This is a genomic window from Lysobacter gummosus, assembly GCF_001442805.1.
Lineage (GTDB): Bacteria > Pseudomonadota > Gammaproteobacteria > Xanthomonadales > Xanthomonadaceae > Lysobacter > Lysobacter gummosus.
Genome location: NZ_CP011131.1, coordinates 3,862,057 through 3,884,509 on the forward strand (window position 1 = coordinate 3,862,057; position 22,453 = coordinate 3,884,509).

General features: G+C 66.8%; 22 protein-coding genes and 1 tRNA gene. 10 read left to right on the top strand and 13 right to left on the bottom strand.

Going from position 1 to position 22,453, the window contains the following annotated elements:
• Nucleotides 1-43 precede the first annotated feature (43 nt).
• The 6 genes from LG3211_RS15790 to LG3211_RS15815 form a co-directional block, all read right to left on the bottom strand.
• Nucleotides 44-958 carry a lysylphosphatidylglycerol synthase domain-containing protein gene (locus tag LG3211_RS15790; protein ID WP_187313029.1) on the bottom strand — a complete coding sequence of 305 codons (915 nt, stop codon included), beginning with the start codon at nucleotides 956-958 and terminating at the stop codon, nucleotides 44-46.
• Nucleotides 945-1,991: a glycosyltransferase family 4 protein gene (locus LG3211_RS15795; RefSeq protein ID WP_187313030.1), complete on the bottom strand. Its 1,047-nt coding sequence runs from the start codon at nucleotides 1,989-1,991 to the stop codon at nucleotides 945-947. Before LG3211_RS15795 ends, LG3211_RS15790 begins: the two co-directional genes overlap by 14 nt.
• Complete coding sequence (locus tag LG3211_RS15800; RefSeq protein ID WP_237049769.1) at nucleotides 1,988-3,046, bottom strand: glycosyltransferase family 2 protein; 1,059 nt, start codon at nucleotides 3,044-3,046, stop codon at nucleotides 1,988-1,990. The genes LG3211_RS15795 and LG3211_RS15800 overlap by 4 nt, the downstream gene beginning before the upstream one ends.
• A 114-nt stretch (nucleotides 3,047-3,160) precedes the next feature.
• The gene (locus tag LG3211_RS15805; RefSeq protein WP_057943674.1) at nucleotides 3,161-5,230 is read right to left on the bottom strand and encodes a hypothetical protein; all 2,070 of its coding nucleotides are present in this window, start codon (nucleotides 5,228-5,230) and stop codon (nucleotides 3,161-3,163) included.
• A gap of 388 nt (nucleotides 5,231-5,618) precedes the next feature.
• On the bottom strand, nucleotides 5,619-5,840 hold the full coding sequence (locus LG3211_RS15810) for a hypothetical protein (protein WP_057943675.1): 222 nt from the start codon (nucleotides 5,838-5,840) through the stop codon (nucleotides 5,619-5,621).
• A gap of 43 nt (nucleotides 5,841-5,883) precedes the next feature.
• Entirely contained in the window at nucleotides 5,884-6,204 is a 321-nt protein-coding gene (locus LG3211_RS15815) for a hypothetical protein (protein ID WP_057943676.1), read from the bottom strand.
• 521 nt (nucleotides 6,205-6,725) lie between these two features.
• Here LG3211_RS15815 and LG3211_RS15820 point away from each other — a divergent pair.
• Together LG3211_RS15820 and LG3211_RS15825 are read left to right on the top strand one after the other, a co-directional pair.
• On the top strand, nucleotides 6,726-6,932 hold the full coding sequence (locus LG3211_RS15820) for a hypothetical protein (RefSeq protein ID WP_057943677.1): 207 nt from the start codon (nucleotides 6,726-6,728) through the stop codon (nucleotides 6,930-6,932).
• Nucleotides 6,933-7,177: 245 nt separating this feature from the next.
• Nucleotides 7,178-7,420, top strand: coding sequence for a hypothetical protein (locus LG3211_RS15825; RefSeq protein WP_057943678.1), 243 nt, complete (start codon nucleotides 7,178-7,180; stop codon nucleotides 7,418-7,420).
• Nucleotides 7,421-7,435: 15 nt separating this feature from the next.
• On the opposite strand, the gene LG3211_RS15830 is transcribed toward LG3211_RS15825, so the two are convergent.
• From LG3211_RS15830 to LG3211_RS15845, 4 genes are all read right to left on the bottom strand, one after another.
• Nucleotides 7,436-8,677, bottom strand: a complete 1,242-nt coding sequence (locus LG3211_RS15830) for an MFS transporter (RefSeq protein WP_057943679.1) — start codon at nucleotides 8,675-8,677, stop codon at nucleotides 7,436-7,438.
• A gap of 693 nt (nucleotides 8,678-9,370) precedes the next feature.
• A complete protein-coding gene (locus LG3211_RS15835; protein WP_057943680.1) occupies nucleotides 9,371-9,601 on the bottom strand; it encodes a hypothetical protein in 231 nt (76 codons plus the stop codon).
• 161 nt (nucleotides 9,602-9,762) lie between these two features.
• The gene (locus LG3211_RS15840) at nucleotides 9,763-10,176 is read right to left on the bottom strand and encodes an acyl-CoA thioesterase (protein WP_057943681.1); all 414 of its coding nucleotides are present in this window, start codon (nucleotides 10,174-10,176) and stop codon (nucleotides 9,763-9,765) included.
• 58 nt (nucleotides 10,177-10,234) lie between these two features.
• Entirely contained in the window at nucleotides 10,235-10,693 is a 459-nt protein-coding gene (locus LG3211_RS15845) for an Rrf2 family transcriptional regulator (protein ID WP_057943682.1), read from the bottom strand.
• 221 nt (nucleotides 10,694-10,914) lie between these two features.
• On the opposite strand from LG3211_RS15845, the gene LG3211_RS15850 reads away from it, so the two are divergent.
• The 3 genes from LG3211_RS15850 to LG3211_RS15860 all read left to right on the top strand — a co-directional run bounded on the left by LG3211_RS15850 (nucleotide 10,915) and on the right by LG3211_RS15860 (nucleotide 13,453).
• The gene (locus tag LG3211_RS15850; protein WP_057943683.1) at nucleotides 10,915-11,805 is read left to right on the top strand and encodes an NAD(P)/FAD-dependent oxidoreductase; all 891 of its coding nucleotides are present in this window, start codon (nucleotides 10,915-10,917) and stop codon (nucleotides 11,803-11,805) included.
• 130 nt (nucleotides 11,806-11,935) lie between these two features.
• Nucleotides 11,936-12,877, top strand: coding sequence for a protein translocase subunit SecF (gene secF, locus LG3211_RS15855; RefSeq protein ID WP_237049770.1), 942 nt, complete (start codon nucleotides 11,936-11,938; stop codon nucleotides 12,875-12,877).
• Between the two features lie 123 nt (nucleotides 12,878-13,000).
• Nucleotides 13,001-13,453, top strand: a complete 453-nt coding sequence (locus LG3211_RS15860; RefSeq protein ID WP_148648946.1) for a hypothetical protein — start codon at nucleotides 13,001-13,003, stop codon at nucleotides 13,451-13,453.
• 12 nt (nucleotides 13,454-13,465) lie between these two features.
• On the opposite strand, the gene LG3211_RS15865 is transcribed toward LG3211_RS15860, so the two are convergent.
• A complete protein-coding gene (locus LG3211_RS15865) occupies nucleotides 13,466-15,376 on the bottom strand; it encodes a potassium transporter Kup (RefSeq protein WP_057943686.1) in 1,911 nt (636 codons plus the stop codon).
• 372 nt (nucleotides 15,377-15,748) lie between these two features.
• Between LG3211_RS15865 and LG3211_RS15870 the strand changes: the two genes are divergently transcribed.
• The 3 genes from LG3211_RS15870 to LG3211_RS15880 all read left to right on the top strand — a co-directional run bounded on the left by LG3211_RS15870 (nucleotide 15,749) and on the right by LG3211_RS15880 (nucleotide 17,535).
• On the top strand, nucleotides 15,749-16,141 hold the full coding sequence (locus tag LG3211_RS15870) for a GFA family protein (RefSeq protein ID WP_057943687.1): 393 nt from the start codon (nucleotides 15,749-15,751) through the stop codon (nucleotides 16,139-16,141).
• Between the two features lie 128 nt (nucleotides 16,142-16,269).
• Entirely contained in the window at nucleotides 16,270-16,824 is a 555-nt protein-coding gene (locus tag LG3211_RS15875) for an RNA polymerase sigma factor (RefSeq protein WP_083512577.1), read from the top strand.
• Nucleotides 16,825-16,860: 36 nt separating this feature from the next.
• Nucleotides 16,861-17,535 carry a serine/threonine protein kinase gene (locus LG3211_RS15880; protein ID WP_148648947.1) on the top strand — a complete coding sequence of 225 codons (675 nt, stop codon included), beginning with the start codon at nucleotides 16,861-16,863 and terminating at the stop codon, nucleotides 17,533-17,535.
• A gap of 239 nt (nucleotides 17,536-17,774) precedes the next feature.
• Here LG3211_RS15880 and LG3211_RS15885 read toward each other — a convergent pair.
• Nucleotides 17,775-17,850 (bottom strand) — tRNA-Phe (locus LG3211_RS15885).
• 171 nt (nucleotides 17,851-18,021) lie between these two features.
• Here LG3211_RS15885 and LG3211_RS15890 point away from each other — a divergent pair.
• Entirely contained in the window at nucleotides 18,022-18,480 is a 459-nt protein-coding gene (locus tag LG3211_RS15890) for a DUF6491 family protein (RefSeq protein ID WP_057943689.1), read from the top strand.
• A 1,274-nt stretch (nucleotides 18,481-19,754) separates the two neighbouring features.
• Here LG3211_RS15890 and LG3211_RS15895 read toward each other — a convergent pair.
• Entirely contained in the window at nucleotides 19,755-21,146 is a 1,392-nt protein-coding gene (locus LG3211_RS15895; RefSeq protein ID WP_057943690.1) for a S8 family peptidase, read from the bottom strand.
• Between the two features lie 349 nt (nucleotides 21,147-21,495).
• Here LG3211_RS15895 and LG3211_RS15900 point away from each other — a divergent pair, with 349 nt between their 5' ends.
• The gene (locus LG3211_RS15900) at nucleotides 21,496-22,374 is read left to right on the top strand and encodes a DUF6689 family protein (RefSeq protein WP_057943691.1); all 879 of its coding nucleotides are present in this window, start codon (nucleotides 21,496-21,498) and stop codon (nucleotides 22,372-22,374) included.
• Nucleotides 22,375-22,453 lie beyond the last annotated feature (79 nt).

The window sequence follows — 22,453 nt, forward strand, 5'->3', positions numbered from 1 at the left end:
GCCTGCTTGGCAGGCGGAGCCCGCTTTTCGCTCGATGCCTACCTTATCGGCGCCACGCGCCCCAGGCGAAGCTGATCGCGGCGAACGCCGCCTCGGCGAAGGTGATCGCGACCCGCCAGGCCAAGGCCAACATCGCCGCGTTGCCGGCGCCGAGCAACGGACTCAGGCACCAGAACAGACCGGCCTCGCGCACGCCCAGTCCGGCCGGCACCAATACCGCCGCGACGCCGGCCAATCCGGCGAAACACAGCGCCGCCGCCAGTTGCAGCCAGCCCAGCCGCAAGCCGAAGCCGTTCACCAGTACCGCGAAGGCAGCGCACATGGCCAGATAACCGGCGAACTGCAGCAACCAGACCTTGGCGATCGTCGCCGTCGCCGGCCGCGCGGCGTTCCAGTGCGCCAGACTGCGCGGCAGTCGCGAGGCGATGAAGTCCGGCAATCGCGCCCACACCGCGACCGCGGTCAACACCGCGGCGAACGCCACGAATGCGACCTGAAACATCAGCCCCAAATCCGCCGGCAGCGCCGCCGGCGCCGCCACCGCCGCGATCAAGGCGCTGATGCCCAGCGACAACAATTGTTCGCGCACGAACAAGGCGAAAGTGTCGCCGACACCGCGTTCATCCGCATACAACATGCCGCGCGCCACGCCCTGCCATATCTTGCCCGGCAGGTACTTGGCCAGCAGGCTCTGGCCCCAGCGCAATTGATCGCCGAGGATGTGTTCGGCAACGAATCGTCCGCGCGCGAACACGTGCCAGCCCAGGCCGAACAACACCTGCATCGACAGACACAGCAGCAACACCGCGAGCAGATCCAGCGCGCCGAGCTGGCGCCACAGCGGCAGCCATTGATCCTGGCGCGTCCAGGCCTGCCAGGCGACCAGCGCCAACGCGATCAGGCCCAGGACCCAGCCCAGCCCCTTGGAAACGCCCGAGGCGGTCTTAGACCAGCTCATCCAGCCGCTCGGCATAACGCAAGCCCATCGCGCGCCACGAGCAATGCGTCGCGACATACGCGCGCGCGGCTTCGCCGCGTTCGCGCAATCGGCGCGGATCGGCGAGCAATGCCACGATCGCGGCGAACCACGCATCGGCGTCCTGCGGCGGCAACAGCGCGCCGATATCGGCATGGCCGACGGCATCGCGCAGGCCTTCCAGGTCCGCGGCCAGGACATAGCGCCGGCTCATGGCCGCTTCCAGCGCGACCAGGCCGAAGCCTTCCGGATCGCCGTCGACGCGGCGATTGGGCATCAGCACCAGATCGCATTCGTGCAGGCGCTGCGCTTTGCGCGTTTCGTCCACATCGCCCCACAGCCGCACCTTGTCGCCGAGTTGCGCCTGCGCGATCGCCTGTTCGATCGCCGCGCGCTCCGGGCCGTCGCCGACGATATCCAGACGCACATCGGCGTTCCATGCGCTCAATCGCGGCATGACCTGCTGCACGAACCACAGCGCGCCCTTGCGCCGCACCAGCCGCCCGAGGATCAGCAGGCGCAGCCCGGGCTCCCGCGCGCGCGCCGGCATGTCGGCCGGCGCGGATACGCCGGGAACGATCACCGCGCACTGCGCGGCCGCGATCCCCTGACCGAGCAACTGATCGCGCACGAAGCGGCTGATGCACAGGTAAGCGTCCAGACGCCGCCAGAAAAATCGGCGCAGATACCATTGATACAGCGGACTCGGATAGGTGACATCGAGCCCGTGCACCACCGCCGCGACCGGCACGCCGGCCCAGCGCGCCGGCACCGCCAGCACCGACAGCACCGGATCGCCGATCAGCACCACCCGCACTTGCCGGCGCAGCAGGCCCCAGCACAATCGCAGCAGCGCCCATGCCACGAACAGCGGTAATCCCCATTGCCCGGCCCACCAGCGCACCAGGGTCAACGGCCGCAGCGCCGCCAGTTCGGCGGCGATGTGATGACTGAGCTGCTGCATCCCGCCGCGCGAGGGCGGGAACTTGCGCGTGACATACCAAACCGACTTCAAGGCATCGGCCGCCATTCGGCGCGACGCCGACTCTGCTGCTGCTCTTCCAGCAAGCGCCGATTGACCGCGAGCTGATTCGCCAGCAGACCCACCGCGCCGCCGATCGTGCCGACCATGACCAGCATCGCCGCCAGAATCAGCGACTGTATGTGGCCGTCGCCCTGGCCGTAGAAATAATCGAAGGTGAACTTGGCGCCGATCGAGATGCCCAGCAACGCGCACAACACCGACGGCAGCATGAAGAATTCCAGCGGACGGTAGATCAGGAACGATCGCAGGATAGTCAGCACCGAGCGGGCGATGTACTCCGGCACGCTGCGGATCAGCCGCGACGGACGCGTCGGCGGATTGACCTCCACCGGCACCGACTTGATGCGAAGCCCGGTCTGTCCGGCCTGGATCAAGGTCTCCAGAGTGTAGGTGTAGCGCGAGTAGACGTTGAGCCGCATCGCCGCATCGCGGCTGTAGGCGCGAAAGCCGCTGGTGGCGTCGTCGATGCGCACGTTGGACACCGCCCGCACCACCGCGCTGCCCAGGCGCTGCAGCCGTTTCTTCCACCACGGAAAATGGGCGATGCGCTCGATCGGCCGGCAGCCCACCACGATGTCGGCGCGTCCGGCCAGGATGTCGGCGACCAGCGCCGGAATCGCCGCGGCGTCGTATTGGTTGTCGCCATCGACGTTGACGATGATGTCCGCGCCGCGGCGGCAGGCCGCTTCCAGCCCGATCGAGAACGCATTGGCCAGGCCGCGGTTCTCCGGCAGGCGCAGCACCGCGTGCACGCCGTGTTCCAGCGCGACCTCGGTCGTGTCGTCGGAAGACCCGTCGTCGATCACCAGCCATTCGACCTCGTGCACACCGTGCAGGAACGCCGGCAGCGCCGCCAGGGTTTCAGGCAGTTGCTCGGCCTCGTCGCGGCAGGGAATCTGGATCACCACCTTAATCGGTTTGCGGAACTCGCCCGGCACCGCCGCCGGCGCGGTTTCGACGACGCCAGGATGCCCGGACCGCCACGTTTCGATGTCGTGTGTGCGAAACAATCTGCGTGCGTTCATTGGGCGATCTCCTGTCAGATGCCGCGACGAAAGCGTCGCCGCCGGCCTGCCGATAGAACAAACTGCCTTGCTTCATGCGCACGCAAGATCGGGACGCGAGCGGCCAACGCCGCCTCACGGCTCGATCTTGGTGATGCTCCAGTCGATGCCGTCCTCGTGAGTGCCGCGCGCCAACGCAACCACCGAGGTATTCCGACGCAATCGTTTGATCGGCACATCCGCCAGCCACGTCGCGCCGCGCTCGCCGACGCTCAGGCTCTTGGGATGAACGACCCAACAGCCCTGCTCGGCGCGCCCGGCCACGCGTGGACACAGCTCGGTCCAGTCGTACTGCCCGGTCACGGCGACCTGCACGACGCGGCTGCCGAAGCCGGCCAACAGCGCACTGGTCAACGTGCCGGAACCCACCACGTAGCTGACGCGATCGTCCGGCAGGCGCCGCGCGATTTCCCCGATCTGCGCGACCATGCCGGCGTCTTCGCGCACCCGCAGGGTTTCGCGCTGTTGCATCAGCAGATGCGCGCTGACGACGACCGTGATCAGGCCGGCCGCGGCATATGCGTAAGGCCCGCGCCAGCGCCGCGACAGTCTCGCGCAGGCGACCGCGGCCAATACCACGGCGGCGGGAAATACCGTCGGCACCCAGCGGCGCGAGGCCCAGATGTGGTCCGGCGAGACCATCGGCCACCACAGATACACCAGCGCCGGAGTCAGCAGAAACACCAACACCCAGCCCATGATCGGACTCAGCCCGCCTCTCAACGTCGACCACAAGCCCCAGGCCGCACCGAAGCCCGCCGCGATCACCACCGGCCAGGAAAGATAGGCGGCGACGTTGAGCACGCTGTTCTCGCGATAATCGCGCTGATCGTTCGGCGGCGCGGCGATCTTCGGTTCGAGCGCAAAGGGTTGCAGATGCGGACGAATCCAGATCGCGTAGACCAGCAGGCCGACTATCGCCAGTGCCGCCAACCATGCCGCCTTGCGAGCGGGTTGGGCGCCCAGCCGCAGCGCTGGAACCAATTGCAGCAGCCGGACCAGGCCCGCGCACAACGCCGCGGCGACGACCGCGCCGGCCACCCGATCGAACAGGTCGTCCAGATAAGGCCGCACCCACACGGCGAAATAGGCGACCGCCAACACGATCGCGGCGAAGCATCCGATCATGATCGCTTGCACAGCCGGATTGGATGCCTGATCGCGGCGCGAATGATTCACCATCACGACGAACAGGCAAGCGGCGCTGGCGGCGAGCGGAAAAACCACTGCGTCGATCCGCACGAAGCCGCTCATGCCGATAAGCCCGCCCGCGATCAACCCGGCCGTTCGCGAACGTTGGCTCAGAGCCAGAATGGCCGCCAGCAAACCGTTGAGCACGAACCAAGTGGACAACGGTTCGCTCAGGCAATTCCGCGAAATCCAGACTTGCGCCGGCTGGAAGGCGAATACCGCGACCGCCGCGATCGCCCAGACCCGTTGCGCCGGCGCCAACACCCGCCGAGTCAACGCATAGAACGCCATGCAGTTGAGTAGCCCCACTACCGCATTGAAGCGAAAGATGCCTTGCGGCCCGAGCATCGCCCCCAGCACCGCCATCCACACCGGCGTCGCGGAGGAGAACTGAAACGTCCAGCGCGAACCGGTGGGATAGATGCCGGGCAGGGCCGCGGCCTTGCCTTGTTCGACCGCCACGATGCCCGGCTCGCGCGCCAACCCCATCGCAACCAGATCGATGGCCGAGCCGCCGGTGCGCAGCAGATGCAGCGCGTGCTGGGCGTAGATACCCTCGTCGCGTTCGCCCAGCAGGCTCTCCTTGGGGAAGAACGCGTACAGGCCCGTGGCCGTGGCCAGGATCGCGATGACGGCCAAGCCGCTGAGCGCCGACGCGCCGCGCATGCGGATGTTTTTCAGTCGCTCCAGAGCATGAGCCCAGGCCCGATTGCGAACGCTCCATACCGCCAGCACGATCCAGCCGGCGGCGCCGATCCAGGTCGGCGCGAACAGTCCCATCGCGGCCAGGGCCATCAGCAAGGCGGTGGCGATCGCGCTGCCGGTGCAGATCACGATCAAGACGTTGCGACGAAGGTGCCGGGCATCGTGGCCGGTCAGGGCAAGCGTCCCTGCGCCCAATGGATAGACCGCCAACCAAACGCCGAGCTCCGCCAGCGCCTTCAGATATTCCATTGAATGCCCCTCAATAGGATATCGAGTCTACGCAGCGTGCCACCGGTGAACTGCCCAGCACGTCAAGCTTCCTTATCGATCACATGCGTGTGGTCGGCTCGGAGGTATTGGTCACAGTTGATCGTGTCGGCGCGGGTTCGCGTCGGGTAATGCCGGAGCCGCGGCTGGATAAATCTTGGCCATGTCCGCGCAGGAGTACGCGGCTGTTTGCCGGGTTTGCCTGATGGGTTCGAGCAAGGCCGGAGGCGTCGCGGCTGCGCCGCGCCGGCGCGGCATGCCGCCGCTGGCGGCGACGGAAAGATCGCGAACAAACGCGGGCGGCCCCGCCTGCCCTGTCGCCGGACCCGGCTTGCCGCCCCGCAGTGCGGATTCGCCTGTCGCGCCGGAGCTACTTCGCCCCGCGAAGCTGTTCCAGATCGACGTTGATCCGCACGCACACGCTGGTGGGCACCTCGACGCAGTCGATCAGGTCGTACTTGCTGATCAACGCCATCCCCTCCCGGCCCATCGATCTGAGCGCGGCTTCAAGTTCGTGTTTGTAGCGCGCCCATGTCGTCACCTGCGCCGTTGCGCTGACGTTGATGGGGCGGCCGAGAATCTCGATCTGCATAGTTGCCTCAATGGTCTGAAAACAGGTGTCCGGATCCAGGCGCTCACCACCCAGTGGTGCAGGCGATGCCCAGAAGCACCAGCCCCGCGGCCGGCGTCGCCCAATAGGAAATCAGCATGGCCGATCGGTTGCGATTGCAATATCGAACGCCGTCCCGATCCAGGCTGGAGCGAAAGGAACGGTCCCGCAAATAGATCATCAGCATCCGGGCGCCGCGACGCACGCCGGTCGCGTTCTCGCGCGAATGCCGCCACTGCGCCGGATGCAATCGGCGCAGACGGCGTTCGAAGGAAAGGCAGATCAACACTTCCAGCAGCAACGCCATCAGGAAGGCGATCAGCGCCAGGGCGGTCGTTGGGTTCATGCGCGACCGCGCGCGGCTGACGCGGGCTGCGCGCGACCGCGTCCGGAAGCATGAAGTTTTCCGGGCGTCGCGGCCGGGTCGGAATCGGGTTCGCGGCCCGCGGGCCAACCTTCGTTCTGTGCGCACTGCACCGCCAACGCCTCGCCCGCGATGCGCAAGGCAAGCGATAAATCCGGGCGCAGCGTGCGATGTTCTTTCGTTATGGACACGTAACACTCCAACGCATTGCACGAGGAGCAAGCAACAATCACCTTAACAGGTCGCGGTCTCAAGCGCAGACGCGCTGTCGGCATCCTCACGCCTGAGTAACGCACGCCGGCGCAGCGTCCTGAAGCGCCGCGGCAAAAGCTGCAACGCCCGCGACCGCGGAAACCGACGACGCGCGCGTTTTCCCGGGCACGCACAGGCTTGCCGATATCCGCGACATCGGCGCCGCGCCGATCGCCGAAGCGACCGATCCAGGCGCCTACGCGGCCCTGGGCGATTGCGTTTCGCTCACCTGGCTACCGTAGAGGTCGTTCATGACGACATTGCAGGCCTGCTGCAGCATCGTCTTCGCGTGCCGCACCGCTTCGTTGCGCAACCAGCTTCGGCAGAGCCTGTTCGGCAATAGCGCTACGCGCCAGCGCGTCCTGGCCGGCATTGCTCACCTGCAAAGCCGGCACCCAACTTCCGGCGCGCCGTCGCTGTTTTCGATCGCCGCCGCAAACGAGATGCCTATCACCTAACCAGGCGAACGCGGGCCCGACTGAACATCCATAGCGCGGCGCGAAATCCGTCACGGGCCGGGCCGATCATCGGCGGGCGCGAAGCGGTTCGGCGGGCACGTTGCAACTGCGCATCATCCACGGCGGCGCGGCCCGGCAGCGGCGGACGCGGTCCGCCGCCGGAATGCGCAATCGGTAAATCAGTTTGGTATAAGGGCGGCGGGGACGTGACCCGAAGTTGAGCAACCTGCATCCGGGAGGTCTTAGTGGCCATCAGGAATTCGGGCTGGACGATCTCAGCCGTTAACGGTGACGGCTGGCCCTGCCTGCTCACCTGCATCCGCCAGGTCGAAGTCACGGTACTGCCCGACGGCAGCGAACAGATCAAGCAGATTTCCCTGCAGATCCGCGATCCAAGGGGCGTCGTGCTGCGGCCGAAATCGCCGGGCATCTTCGTCAACGACTTCGACGCGGTGACCTACTGGTCGGCCGATCTGCAGGCGCCGTAGCCGCGGCCGCGGCGCTCAAGGCTGCAGCGCCGGACGCAGGCCGCCATCGCCCCGGCTCCGGCGCGCGGCCGGAAACAGCATCGCGATCGACGCCGCCGCCAGCCCCATCGCCATCGAACCCACGTAGAGCCACGTGTAGCTGCCGTAGCGGTCGTACAACCACCCGCCGATCAGCGGCCCCAGCGCCATGCCCAGGCTCGACAGCAAGGTCGCCGCGCCCAGAACGGTGCCGAGGATGCGCGGACTGAACGCGTCGCGGGCGAGCGAGGCGTAGAGCGGCATGGTGCCGCCGTAGGCCAAGCCGAACACGATCGCCACCGCGTAGAAGCCGTCGAGCTGGTTCACGGCCAGATACGACACCGCCGCGAGCCCCTGCACCAGCAAGCCCGCCACCAGCACCGGCTTGGCGCCCCAGCGGTCGGCCAGCACGCCGAACAACAAGCGCCCGCCCAGGCCGGCGGCGCCCTCCATGCTGTAGATCGTCACCGCCGCCGTCACCGACAGGCCGCAGCCCACCGCGTAGCTGACGGTGTGGAAGATCGGCCCCGAATGCGCGGCGCAGCAGGCGAAGAACGCGCCCGCCAGCACGATGAAAGGCTTGGATCGCAGTGCCTGCCCGGCGCTCATCGATTCGCCGGCGGCGACGCTCTGCGGCGCGGCCGCGGCCATGGGTACCGTGCGCACGAACCACACCGCCGGCAAGGTCAGCGCCCAGGCCAGCACGCCGACGATCATCAAGCTGCTGCGCCAGTCGTAGTGCGTCACCAGCCACGCCACCAGCGGCGACAGCGTCATCGGCGCCACGCCCATGCCGGCGGAGACCAGCGATATCGCCAGATTGCGGCGACGCTCGAACGAAGCCGCGGTGGCGGCGATGACCGGGGCGAGGAAACTGGCCGCGGCCGCGCCGAGCAAGACCCCGTAGGTCAGCTGGAACTGCAGCAGGCTGCCGGCGCGGCTGGCCAGGATGCAGGCCAGTCCCAGCAGCAGCGAGCCGGCCAGCACGACCACTCTGGGACCGAAGCGGTCGCTCAGGATGCCCCAGCCGAAACCGGCGAACCCCATGCTGAGGAAGGCCAAGGTCATCGCGCTGGACAAGCCGGCGCGCGACCAGCCGGTGGCGGTGCTCATCGGCTGCAGCAGCACCGCCAGCGAAAACACCGCGCCGATCGCCACGCAGCCCATCAGGGCGCCGGCGGCGACCAGGGGCCAATTGCGGTCCAGGGAAACGGAAGAGACGGTCGTGGGGCTGTTCATGCGCGCAAATCCTCGGCGGGTTCCTACGCGACGAAGCAGGACTGCCGGAATCGACATCGCTGTCGGCGGGCCGGGCCGGGCGCTCAAGCACCGGGCGCCGGTCGCGCGCGAGTTCATTGGCGCGCCGTCGCCGGCAACCGGGCCGGCGCGGCAATCGCTGAATGCGGCCGCGGCGAGGCTCAGGCGCTTTTCAGTGGGCCCGGCCGAACCGCCGCGAGCGGATATTGATGATCGTCGCCTTGCGCGCCAACGCCCGGCGCTATGTTGAGCGCGTGCAGCAACTGGCCCCTGCACGATCGCGCACGTCCGGCTTGCGGCGCCGAACACACGCTTCACCGCAACCGTTCCAGTCACCTATCCGGAGCGAAGCGATTGCCTCATCGCCAACGGCTGCACTGCGCCGTAAGCGAAATCGCGCCGCGGCGTCTTGTCCGCGAGCGCGCAAGCAAAAGGCCGGCGCAAGCCGGCCTTTTCGCGCGGTGATTCGCCGCGCGGCGGCGGCCGTTCGATCGAGGCCACTCGCGCTCGCAATCCTTCGAGGCTGAATGCGCTATCGTCGATACGGGTCCCGGGAGCGGCAGCCATGAGTGAAAGTCGCTTCTTCCTGATCGCGACCGCTGCGACGCTGCTGGTCGCCGGAGTCGCTATCCTCACCGCCTTCATCATCATCGAACCCTGGCGCGGCGGCGTGCCCTAGAGTCGCCGGTTCCACTGCGCCCATGCCGGCGGATCGCCCGACTTCGCCGTGGCCCGGTCGAACAACAGCGCCACCGCCGTCTCGAACCCGACCGGATCGTTCGGATGGCTGGCATAGGCCTCGGCGACATAGACCTCGAACGCGGCGCGCGGGTCGTATTGGCCGTGGATCCAGTTGGTCAGGTTCCCGATCGGGAAATCCCGCAGATAATCGTCCGGACTGCTCATGCCATCGCCCTCGTGCGAGAACCACGACGCTAACACCGTTCCGGGTCCGGCGCCGACCGACTGTCGCTTGCTCGCGGGAGGTCGGCGGGCGCGCCCGGGCCGGGCGATGCGCAGGTTTCGACTCGGCGCCGCATTCGCCCCCGCGCCATCGCGACGGACGGTCAGCCGCTCAGCGTTTTCTCGAGCGCGGCCCTGAGTTCGGGCGGCAGCTGCACCGGCCGCATCGTCTGCGGCGACACGGTGACCTGCGTGATCGTGCCGCGGAAGGTCCCGGTGCCTTCGGCGTTGGCGGCGCCGACCGACATCGTGAATGAGTGTTCGCCCACTCGTTCCACCGACACTTCGATATCGATCACCTCGTCCCAGGTCATCGGATGCAGGAATTCGATCGACAGCGCACGCGCGGGCGGAAGAATGCCCATGTCGAACAGCCGCCGCGCCGCCGGCCCGCCGAGCACCTGCGACAGGAAGGCGAGCCCGGCTTCCACGACGAAATGAGCGACGCGAGGCGTATAAACCACTCCGCCCGGATCGCAGTCGCCAAACAGGATGACCCGGCTGGTCCGGAAGGGCATGGCGGACTTCCGTGGTGTTGGATACGACAGCCTAGCTGACCACGAGCCGGCCGCAAGCTCACTTCGCGCGCGGCCCGTCGATGCTCCAGCCGGCGGCAGTGCACAGCGCATCGAACTCGTGCGCGAGATCGGCAAGGGCGATCGCGCGCAACTTCTCGATCAGCAGCGCTTCGGCCTGGCGCAACACGTCGTCGAGCGCGGCGTTGACGACGCGCTCGACCGCGCATTCGGGATTCGCGCTCTCGTTGCCGATGGCGAAAATCTGCGGGCCGCCGACGGCCCGGTGCACATCCAGCAAGGTGACGGCGTTCAGATCGCAAGCGATCCTCCATCCGCCGCCGTGCCCCTTCTCCGAGCTGACGTAGCCGGCCTTGCGCAGCCCCGCCATGGTGCGGCGGACCACGACCGGGTTGGTGTTGAGCATCCTGGAAATCTGCTCGGAGGTGAAAGCCTGGTCGTGGCGCGCCATGTGCAGCAGGACGTGGAGCATTCGCGAAAGTCTGCTGTCACTTCTCATCGATCACGCCTCGCATTTGAACCGGCCGAGGGTGCCGGCCTACTCGTAACATCATAAGTTGCGCGAAGCACGGGCTCAAGCTATCATGAAACTTCAATTGTTTCGTGATGCGTCCGAGCGCGGAAAACACCCACTGCCCTGCCCTGGCGTCGCCAGCGCGTCGCTAATCCCTGCCTCATCGCCGAGGCGCGATGAGGCCTCCATCGAAAGGAGCACGCTTCATGCAGTACGACGTGATTATTGTGGGCGGCAGCTATGCCGGACTGGCTGCCGCAATGCCGCTGGCGCGTGCGCGCCGCAAGATTTTGGTCGTGGACGCGGGGCAGCGGCGCAACCGCTTCGCCGGGCACTCGCACGGTTTTCTCACCCAGGACGGCACGCAAGCGGCTGCGATCGCGGCGAAGGGACGCGAGCAACTTCTCGCTTACCGCACCGTCGGCTGGCTCGACGGAAAAGTCGCCGGCGCGCAACGCCACGAAAACGGGTTTCGGCTCGATATGGAAGGCATGCCCCCACTCGAAGCCAGACGGCTCGTGCTGGCGACCGGCGTCGTCGATCGGCTGCCGCCGGTGCCCGGCCTCGCCGAGCGTTGGGGCACGCACGTGTTCCATTGCCCTTATTGCCACGGTTACGAATTGAACCAGGGGCCGATCGGCGTTCTCGCGACCTCGCCCATGTCGATGCATCTGGCGCTGCTGCTCCCCGATTGGGGACCGACCACACTGTTCTTGAACGACGCCTTCGAACCCGACGCCGAGCAGCTCGAAAAACTTCAAGCTCGCGGCGTGAGGCTGGAACGCAGCCGGATCGAACGGATCGAAGGCTCGCTGGATCTGGTGCTGCACGATGGCCGCATAGCCAACCTCGACGGCCTGTTTACGCTGACCACGCCCGACGTCGCCAGCCCGATCGCGGCCATGCTCGGTTGCGAATTCGACGAAGGCCCGATGGGCCGCACGATCAGAACCGATGCCATGAAGGCGACCACGGTGCAGGGCGTCTTCGCCTGCGGCGACGCGGCCCGGCCCGGGGGTTCGCTGCCATTGGCGGTCGGCGACGGAACCATCGCGGGCGCGGCCGCGCATCAGTCGCTGATCTTCGGCGGGTACTGAGCGCAATGCAGTCGGTTATCGCCACACGGGCCAATTTACGCCGGATATACGCCCGGGCCCGAATCGCGGAATAGAGCGTTTACGCCGCTGGCGGCGACACTAAATGCCGCTCACCTTCCGAGTTTGTCCGGTGTTTTTCCCCTTACGACTGGTTCCGCATGAGACGCGGATAAATTTCATCGGCGTCGGCTACCTCACCGTGGGCCTGGCGATGTCGATGTTGCTCGCCTCGATCGGCGTCATCGCGGTCAAGGGCTACGATCTGGCGCTCGAATTCACCGGCGGTGTCGCCACCGAAGTCCGCCCGAACGCCGGCGTCAGCATCGACGAAATTCGCGACCGCGCGCAGGCGCTGGGACTGCAATCCCTGCAAGTGCAGAGGATCGGCTCGGATCACGTGTTGATCCGCGCCGAAGCCGAGGACCTCGACCACGTCCGGGTGCAGCAGGCGATCTCGACCGCGCTGGACAAGGCCGGCGGCGCGACGCTCGTGCGCAGCGAACGGATCGGCCCGCAGATGGGACGCGAACTGGCGATCAACGGCCTGACCGCGCTGTTGTTCGTACTGACCGGCTTTCTGATCTTCCTCACCGTTCGCTTCGAATGGAAATTCGCCGTGGCCGCCAGCGCCGCCATGCTGTTCGACCTGACCGTGGTCGCCGGCACCGCCTCGCTTCTGGAGTGGTCGATCGATCTGACCGTGATCGCAGGGCTGCTGTCGGTGATGGGCGTTTCGATCAACGACAAGATCGTCGTGTTCGACCGCGTTCGCGAGAACCTGCGACGAAGTCGGGACAGCACGGCCAGCATCATGAACAACTCCATCAACCAGACCTTGTCGCGCACCATGATCACTTCGCTCGTCGTATTCCTGTCGGTGCTGGCGCTGTTCTTCTACGGCGGAGAGAGCCTGCGCGGCATGTCGTCGGTATTGATGGTCGGCGTGGTCGTGGCCACGCTGTCGTCGATCTTCGTGGCCTGCCCGCTGCTGACCGACCGTTTTCTGGGCCTGAGTTCGAAGGACATGGTCCGCAAGACCGGCGAAGCCACCGATCTGGACCGGCGCCCCTGATATCCGACGCCGCCGATCGCTACCGGCCGAGGCATTCGTCCAAGCCGCGCGCGCCGCGGCGATATCGCTCGGAGCCTGTCCCAGCAGGACGCTCGCCGACGCATTTTCCCGTTGGAGGACATCATGTCGATTGTGTTGTTACGCGGCCCGAAGCGGCCCAATGGCATGTACCGCGATCAGTGCGAAATCGATCGCCTGCTGCTGGTGCAACTCATCATCCGCGCCAATCGCGTGGGCCGGCGCATCGCCGTGCGGAATCTGGCCAGCGACAAGGCGTTGATCGCGGCGATCCAGGCGCAGCAGGCGCCGCAGATCGAGGCGATCCTGCTCGACACCGGCGCCTGTGTGCGGGACCGGCGCATCGTGCAGGCCTTGCAGGGCTCTCGCCTGCCCTACGTGGAGATCCGCCCCAGCCACTTGACCGACGCGCGCCTGTGCGAGCCCGAAGGCATCGAAAACCGCATAGCGCTGGTCCGTGGCGTGCAGTCGCAGACGTACGTGCTGGCGCTGTCCATCGCGCTGGAACACATCACCCGCGAAGCCGGACTGATGCCGCGCGATGCGATGGTGTCCTGACGGGCGAAGTCGCTAAATCGCGACACGACGCCCGATCTCGATCAGCCGATTGTCCGGAATGCGGAAGAACGCGGTCGCCGGCATCGCATTGCGCGCCAGATAGGCGAACAGTTTGTCGCGCCAGGCCATCATGCCGGTGCGGTCGCCGGCGATGATGTTTTCGCGGCTGGTGAAGAACGTCGTCTCCATCGTGTCGAATCCCAGTCCGCGCACCGCGCAGGCATCCAGCGCGGCCATGACGTCCGGGTCTTCGGCAAAACCGAAGCGGGCGCGGATGCGATAGAAGTTGGCGTCCAGCGTCTCCACCCAGACGCGTTGCGCGGGCTCGGCATAAGGCTCGTCCAGCGCTTCGACGGTGAAGATCACATTGCGCTCGTGCAGAACCTTGTTGTGCTTGAGGTTGTGCAGCAGCGCCTGCGGCGTCAGCCCGGGTTCGGTGGTCAGGAAAATCGCGGTGCCGGGCACCCGCACCGGCGGATGCGCGGTCAACGAAGCCGCGCACGGCTCCAAAGGCACGCCCTGACTGCGGATCTGCTGGGTCAGCAGCTCGCGCCCCCGGCGCCATGTGATCATCAGCGTGAACGCGGCGACGCCCAGCACCAGCGGGAACCAGCCACCGCTGCCGACCTTCATCAGATTGGCGCCGACGAAGGCCAGATCCACCGTCAACAACACCACCGCCAGCGGCAGCACCGCCAGCCATGGCCACCGCCACAGCCGGCGCGCGATCAGCAAGGCCAGGCAGGTGGTCATCAACATCGTGCCGCTGACGGCGATGCCGAAAGACGCCGCCAGCGCGCTGGACGAACGAAAGCCCACGGTCGCCGCGAGCACCAGGACCAGCAGGATCGAATTGACCGCCGGCAGATAAATTTGCCCGCGCAGCTCCGGCGAGGTTTGCAGCACACGCATGCGCGGCAGATAGCCCAGTTGCATGCCCTCGCGCATCATCGAGTACGCCCCGGAAATCACCGCCTGCGATGCGATCACCGTGGCGCAGGTCGCCAATGCGATCATCGGGTACAGCAGCGCCTGAGGGACCATGCGATAGAACGGCCCCACGGAAGCGCCGGGGTCGTTCCACAGCAACGCGCCTTGGCCGAAATAGCTCAGCAGCAGGCAAGGCAGCGCGACCGTGCTCCACGCCAGGCGGATCGGTTTGGCGCCGAAGTGGCCCATGTCCGCGTACAAGGCCTCCGCGCCGGTCAATACCAGCACCGTGGCGCCCAAGGTGGTGAAGCCTGCATACCCATTGCGCAAGAAGAAATTCAGCGCGTGGTGCGGGCTCAAGGCCGCCAGCACCTCCGGCGCGCGCAACAACGACAACAGGCCCAACACGCCGATGGTGAGCAGCCATATCAGCATCACCGGGCCGAACAGCCCGCCCACCCGCGCGGTGCCGAAGCGTTGCACCGAAAACAGGATCAGAAGAATGACCACGCTCAGCGGCACGATCCATGGCTCCAGCCCGGGCGCGGCGATCTTCAACCCCTCGACCGCCGACAGCACGGATATCGCCGGGGTGATCACGCTGTCGCCGAAGAACAGCGAAGCGCCGGCCAATCCCGCCATCACCGCCCACCAACGCAAGCGCGGATGCTCTCTCAGCACGCGCTGCGCCAGTGCGAGCAGGGCCATGATCCCGCCTTCGCCCTTGTTGTGCGCGCGCATTATGAAAAGCACGTACTTCAGCGACACCACGCCGATCAGCGACCAGAACGTCAGCGACAAGATGCCTGTCACGTTATCGCGGGTCGGCCGTACGCCATGGGCGCCGAAGGCTTCCTGCAGCGCATACAGCGGGCTGGTGGCGATATCGCCGAACACGATGCCCAGCGCGGCGACGGCCAGTACGGGTAGCGCGCGCGTGGATTCGTTGGCCGCGACGGCGGCATCGGGGGCGGGATGGTGACTGGAGTTCACGGGCGACGCTCGTTTGACCACTGGCCACAGTGTCGAGTAGCGGCGCGTAAATTTGTCGTAAAAAGTTGGACTTATGCCTCGGCTCCCTTCTCCATGTCGGGTTTCGCCCCTGCGCTGCGAAGTCAGTAATGCCGCCCAAGCCGGCGGCGCGCGTTTATCGACTTACCCTTATCGCCAAGGAGAGACATCCACGAAACGGCATTACAAGAAGATCGCTCTGGCCCTGACCGCCGCCGTGCTACGGCGCGAGCGTTGCCCTTCTGCGCGAACTCGGCGGCGATTGATCGATCCGGGCAAGCCCGCCATGGGCGAATGCAATACCATCGACGTTCGTGGTGAGCATGCCATCGCTGGATTCACAGGAGGCGCAACATGGATCGATTCACGGGCGGCTGTCTGTGCGGAAACGTCCGCATCGTGGCGTCGGGGCTCCCCTACCGGGTCGGCCTTTGCCACTGCCTGGATTGCCGCAAGCATCACGGCTCGCTTTTTCACGCATCCGCGATCTTCCACGAGGACGCGGTGACGGTCGACGGCGAAACGCGCGACTACGCCGGGCGATTTTTCTGCCCTCGCTGCGGCTCGTCGGTTTTCGCCCGCAGCGAGGACGAAATCGAAGTCAGTCTGGGCTCTCTGGATGCGCCGGACCAACTCACGCCCACCTACGAAAGCTGGATCATCCGCCGCGAGTCCTGGCTGCCGTCGTTCGCCCTGACAAGGCGCTACGACCGCGATCGCTCCCCTGGGAGCCGCTTCGAGGGATAGTTCTCGCGGCCCCGGGGGGCCGGCCGCCTCAGCCCCGCTCCTGCCCGAACGCCAGGGTTCGCCGCGAGCTGTGATGATTCGCCCCGTCGCGCGAATAACCATGCATACGGGGCAGGAACCGGCAGGCGATGGAACACACAGGGACCCAATCGGCGCGCGGCGGCAAGGCCGGAGACGACAGCGAGGCGACGCAGGCGCGGCAGCGTTTCGAAGCCCTGCTGCAGGCCCATCGCGGCATCGTCTACAAGGTCGCCAACAGCTACTGCCGCGGCGATGAGGACCGCGCCGATCTGGCGCAGGAAATCGCCGTGCAGCTGTGGCGCGCGTTTCCCGGTTTCGATCCGGCGCGCGGTTTCTCCACCTGGATGTACCGCATCGCCCTGAACGTGGCGATCTCGCACGTGCGCAGCAACGCACCGCGGCAACGCCACGCGGTCGCGCTGGACGAGCACCTGCACGACGTCGCCGACGAGAGCGCCGCCGATCCGGAGGCCGAACTGCGCGTGCACGCGCTCAATCGGATGATCGCAACGCTGGAGCCGCTCAATCGCGCCTTGTTGCTGCTGTATCTGGAAGAACACAGCTATCGCGAGATCGGTGAAGTGCTCGGCCTGAGCGAAACCAACGTCGCCACCAAGATCGCGCGCCTCAAGCAACGCATCCGCAGCGATCTGGCCGATTGACCTTCCCTGCATCACACGCCACGACATCACGAACCCATGAGCGCACTCACGATGGAACTCGACGACCTCAAACTGGCCTGGCACGAACTCGACCGCAAACTCGAACGCCAGTACACGATGGATCTGCTGCGCTTGCGCGAGGAGCGCGGGCAGCGAGTGAAGTCCGGTTTGCGCCCGCTGGTATGGGGGCAGGCGCTGCAGATGCTGTTCGGCGTGGTGTGCGTGATCTGGGGCATCTTGTTCTGGATGCATCACCTGGGCAGCGCGCACCTGGTCGCTTTCGGCCTCATCGTGAACGTCTACGGCATCGCCCTGATCGCCTGCGGTGGCGCGATCCACGCCTTGGTCGCTAACAACGACTACACCGCGCCGGTGGTGGCGATCCAGAAACGTCTGGCGAGCTTGCGTACCACTTACATCCGCGCCGGCCTGGCGGTCGGACTGGCCTGGTGGCTGATCTGGATGCCGTTCGTGAGCATGCTGTTGATGACGCTGTTCGGCGTCGATCTGTACCGCAACGCTCCGTCGGTATTCATCGCGGGCACTGTGGTCGGCGTGGCCGGATTGCTGGCGACCTGGTGGTTCTACCGCTGGGCGCGCCACCCCAGCCGCCCGCGCCTGGCCAAGCTGGTGGAAGACAACGTCACCGCCGCCAGTCTGCGTCGCGCGCAGGCGCTGTTGGATGAGATCAAGCAGTTCGAACGCGAGTGAGTTCCGCCGCACGAGGTCGCCTGTCTGCATCATGCAACGCGCCTGTGCAAACGCGCGGATGCGGATACGCGACCATGGCGGCAGACCGCTTCGATACGTTGCGAACGCAGACTCCCGTTCGCACAGCGGCCGCACGCGCGCGGCGGCTAACTCCACCAACCGCAGACGACAAAAAGCCCCCATTTCTGGAGGCTTTTGAACTATCCGCGGATTTGGCCGAACCACCACGAACTGAATCTTGGTGGCCGGGGAGGGAATCGAACCCCCGACACGGGGATTTTCAATCCCCTGCTCTACCAACTGAGCTACCCGGCCATTTCACGGGCAACCCGTGAGAGAGGCGGCATGATACGGAGGCGCGGCGGGGATGGCAAGCCTCCCGGTCGCTGAATGATGCGCGTGCCCGCTGCGGCGGGTCGATACGGCGGGCGCATCATTGCGCCAACACCCATCGCGGCGGCCCCCGACCGCCAGAGGAAGCCGATCATGAAACGATTTTCCTTGACGATGTCTTCGCTGCTCGCGGCCGCGCTGGCGCTGGCCGGATGCGCAAGCACCGGTCCGAAACTGGACGACGCGCAACGACTGGCGCTGTATCGCGCGCACGCCGGCGCGGCGGTGGACAGCTTCCAGTATTTCGGCCGCATCGACGGCTGGACGCCGCTCGGCGACAGCGCGCTGGCGCTGTGGACCAAACCCAATCAGGCCTATCTGCTGGAATTGCAGGGACGCTGCCCGGACCTGGATTTCGCCCAGGCCATTTCGGTGAGCAATCAGATGGGGCGCGTGCATCAGCGCTTCGACAAAGTCACCGTGCTCGGACCGCAGGCGATCAAGATGCCGTGCTTCATCGGCCGGATCCTGCCGCTGGACGTAAAGGCGATCAAACAGGCCCAGCAGGACATGCGCGCGGCCGGAACGATGCCGGAAGACGCGAAGTCCTGAGCCTGAGTTGACCGGTTACCTCGCCGCTGCGGCGAGGCGCTCCGGCCGAACCGGACGGCCCGGCCCGTGGACAAGTCCGCGGGCACCTGGGATGCCCATCGGCCATCCGGCCCGCGAGCCGGATGACGTCCGCCTGAAACAAGGTCTGGACCGGATCGAGCCGAGAACCCGCCCCGCGCCTGCAAAAACCCGGGGGCGTCCAGTCCCGCCCAGCCGCCCCTACTCCCCTGACGACCGCCGCGACGTGACGGGGGTCAGAAAAATCCTACACGCGGCCGCGCGGTAGGCCTACTGCTTTCGTCTAAGCCAAAGCCCAATCTGTGCACGCCCCGGCAGCACGGTCTGCGAATGACACGGATGCCGCTCAGCAAAGGAAAAAGGCCGTCGCCTTAAGCAAGCGAGCCAGCGGAGCCGGGGCTACTGATTACAGATGTTGGGGATGCGGTATGCGCGGCAAAACGGAATTTGCGCCGACAGCCAGGACGGCTGTTCGGTCTGTCCCGCGTGGAGTACGCGGGGTTCGTGCATGAAGGCGGCGATTTGGGTTCTGGACTCGTTCCGCGCGCTGCCCCGCTATCTCCTCGTACTGGCCGCCGTCTCGGCGCTGGCGCTGTTGGCCCGAGCGGCGGTCCCTTCTTTTTCTCCGATCCGCCAGGCCACGCCTGGCCCGCGCGCGGTCGCACCCGCGGGCGATGCGCGATCGGCTGCCCTGGCCGCCCCGTCGGCCGCTCCCGGGCCAAAACTCCCCGAATACGGCGGCAGCGGCGTTTCTAACTCGGCATCCGTTCGATAAGCCGCACCCGGCGGCATCTTCCTGTCAGCGACTTCCGTAGATCGACCCGGACGATCTGTCGCGCCTCGACCTTTATTCCTCAGAGCGATCAGGGCGATTTACGGTGCCGCAATGCCTAGCCGGCCAACCCGCGCGGGCTCGCTCAATGCCAGCGACCGGTCGCGCGAAAGACTTGGCAATTTGATACCGAGATCCAATCGATCGCCGGCGACCGCGCGTCCGCACATGCCACGCGAGCCGGCACTAGGTCTCGCCGCACATCCGCCCCGGCCTGCTCTCAGCGCCGCCAGCACTTCAACGCTCAAACCCCCTCCCACAAAAAAACGGATACCCGAACACACCCGGATATCCGTTCATGACAATCGATTAAGTAGCACTGGAGAGAGCTGCGCCGGACACAGAAGCCGTCCGCGGCGCCGGGGACGCGGCGCCGCGGACGTGGAACGGGCGGGAGGGTTCGCGACTCCCGCCCGATACGCCGTCAGTAGGCGTTGGCCACGCCCGCCGCCTCGTAGGCATCGACGTGACCGCTGCCGACTTCGAAACGCTGGCGGCCGGCCATCGGATCGGCGGTCTGGCTGAGGATCTGCTTGACCTCCAGCGGCTTGAGCGACGGCTTGGCCTCGAACAGCAAGGCGACGATGCCGGCCACGTGCGGGGTCGCCATCGAGGTGCCGCTCATGTGGGTGTAGAACGGCAGCCGCGCGCCGAGGGCGAGATCCTGCTGAGTCGCCAGCAGCGGCAGCGCACCGGTCAGGGCGCGGGTGGAGACGATGTCCACGCCGGTCGCCACCAGGGTCGGCTCGTTGACGTAGGTCCAACTCTGCCCGTCGGGCATGATGAACTGGCCGGTTTCGCCCGGATTGCCGCGCGAGGAGAAGTCGGCCAGCGTGCCGTCCTTGTTGCCGGCGCCGACCGAGATCACCCACGGCGCCTGCGCATAGGGATTGTGCGTGTTGGCGCCGGGGCCGTCGTTGCCGGCGGCGAAGACGCTGACGATGCCGTTCTTGTAGGCCTCGTAGGTCGCCAGGCTGACCGGATCGGTCGGATCGAACGTGCCCGAGCTGCCCCAGGAATTGGAGATCACCTTGATCGGCGCGGCGAAGCTGTTCTTGTGCGAGATCGCGTAGTCGAAACCGCCGACCGCGTCGAGGATGGAAATCACCGCGCCCGAGCCGTAGCCGACCAGATCCGCGCCGGTGGCGACGCCTCGATACAAACCGGCCGACTGCGCGCCGCTGCCGCCGACCGTGCCGGCGCAATGGGTGCCGTGGCCGGAACTGATATCGGTGTTGAGCTGGTTTTCGAGCACCGTCACCGGCAGGAAATCCAGCACCGAATGCAGGTTGGTCAGCGCCTGCACGTTCTGTACCACGCGCTGGCCGTACTTCAGATCGGCGTGGGTGGCGTCGATGCCGGAGTCGTTGATCATCACCGTCACGCCCTTGCCGGTGAACGGCGTAGTGCGGCCGAAATCGCCCGGATTGGCTTGCACCCGGTTGACCCCGGACAGTTCGCGCGCTTCCTGGTTGTAGTAGGTCAGCGGCTTGTTGAGGTGGATCGACAGCACGTCGCCGCGCTGGGCCAGCGCGCGGATCTGCGCCGGCGTGGCCAGGGCGCCGGCGATCGGCAACGCGCGCATGCTCACGCCCTGGTCGATGCCGAGCAGCTTCAGCGCCTGCAGCTGACTGTCGCGCAGCGGGCCGGGCTGGTTGTAGGACACGATCACTTCCAGCGGCTTGGCGGCTTCGGCGGTGTCCAGCGCGCTTTGCAGCGCGGCGCCCAGACGGGCTTCGGCGAAGCTGAGCCCGCTGGCCATCATGCCGATGGCCAGGGCGGACAGTTTGAGGATGTTGCGGCGGCTGTGTCGCATGTCGGAGCTGACTCCCTGCGTGGCCATGACGGCCGGGTGGCTCACCTTGGCGTCCGCGGCGGCGACGGCGACATCCGGAAGACTGCCCAGCCGGCATAGGGAAAAACCCCTACAGACCGGCCGGCAAACCCGCAGTAGGCTGGTCAAACCCGGACCACCGCCGCAAGATCGGTGCGACGAGGTGCCGGGTTCGCAACAAATCCGCGCCGGATGAGGTATTGGGTTCCGCACGGTTCGCATCGGCCCAGGCCGGCGCGGCCACCGCCCGGAATCGCCAGGGGCCCGGCCATCGGGTTCAGTTTCGGCCCTGAGCCTTGCGCGAGGCGGCCGCCGTACAGGGGGACAGGACATGAGGCATTCGATCGCGCCGCAGCGGAGTTCGCACCGGATCGCCCGCTGGCTGAGCGGCTGCGCGCTGGCGCTGGGATTCATCGCGGCCGGCGCCGCGCAGGCGCAGGCCCTGCCGGTCAGCGTCAGCGCTTCGGGCAACCACGCCGAGGCCTCGGTGAGCCTGCCCGGGCTGCCGGGGACGGTTCTGGCCGAAGTGCTGCTGGATTTCGAAGACGCCTCCGGGCTCAGCCCGTCGAGCCTGGGCGCCAGCGCCAAGCTGGTGAGCCTGAGCGACACCGACCTGCTCGCGCGCCTGCCCGATGTGGACACGACCAAGCTGCAATCGAGCCTGCCGCTGCTGATCACCCTGCAGCCTCCGCGCTACGGCGGATTGAGTTTCCACGGCACCGGCCGGGTCGAGGTCCACACCCACGCTCTGCCCTACGCCGCCGGCAGCCGCCTGCGCCTGTTCAAGGCGCCGCTGGGCGGCGCGTTCTACGACATCACCGATGAGATCGCCGCCGGCAGCGTGCGCGCGCGCGGCACTTACGGCGGCTTCTCGCAGTTCCTGATCCTGCTCGACCTGCGCCCGACCGACGTGGCGATCGCCGCCAAGGTGCAGCGCCTGCGCGATCGGGTCGATGCGTTGCCGTGGAGCGAACGCGCCGCCTTCGACGCGCTGCTCGACGATGTCGAAAGCGCGCTGGCGATAAACGACTACGCCGCAGCCCTGAGCGCCGCCGATGCTGTGCGCAGCCGTGCCGAGTCGCGCGCCGGCAGCTATCTGCCCGACGAATGGCGCGCCACCCGCACCCACCACAACCACGCCGGCGAACTCGCCGCGGGCGCGGCGACGCTGCGCTTCAGCATCGCCTTCGCGCGCGACTACGGCCCCTGAGCCGGACTCGCCGACGGCGACCGCCGGTACGCGGAAGTGAGCAGTGAGCGACAGTCGATGGCGGACGTCGCTCACTTCC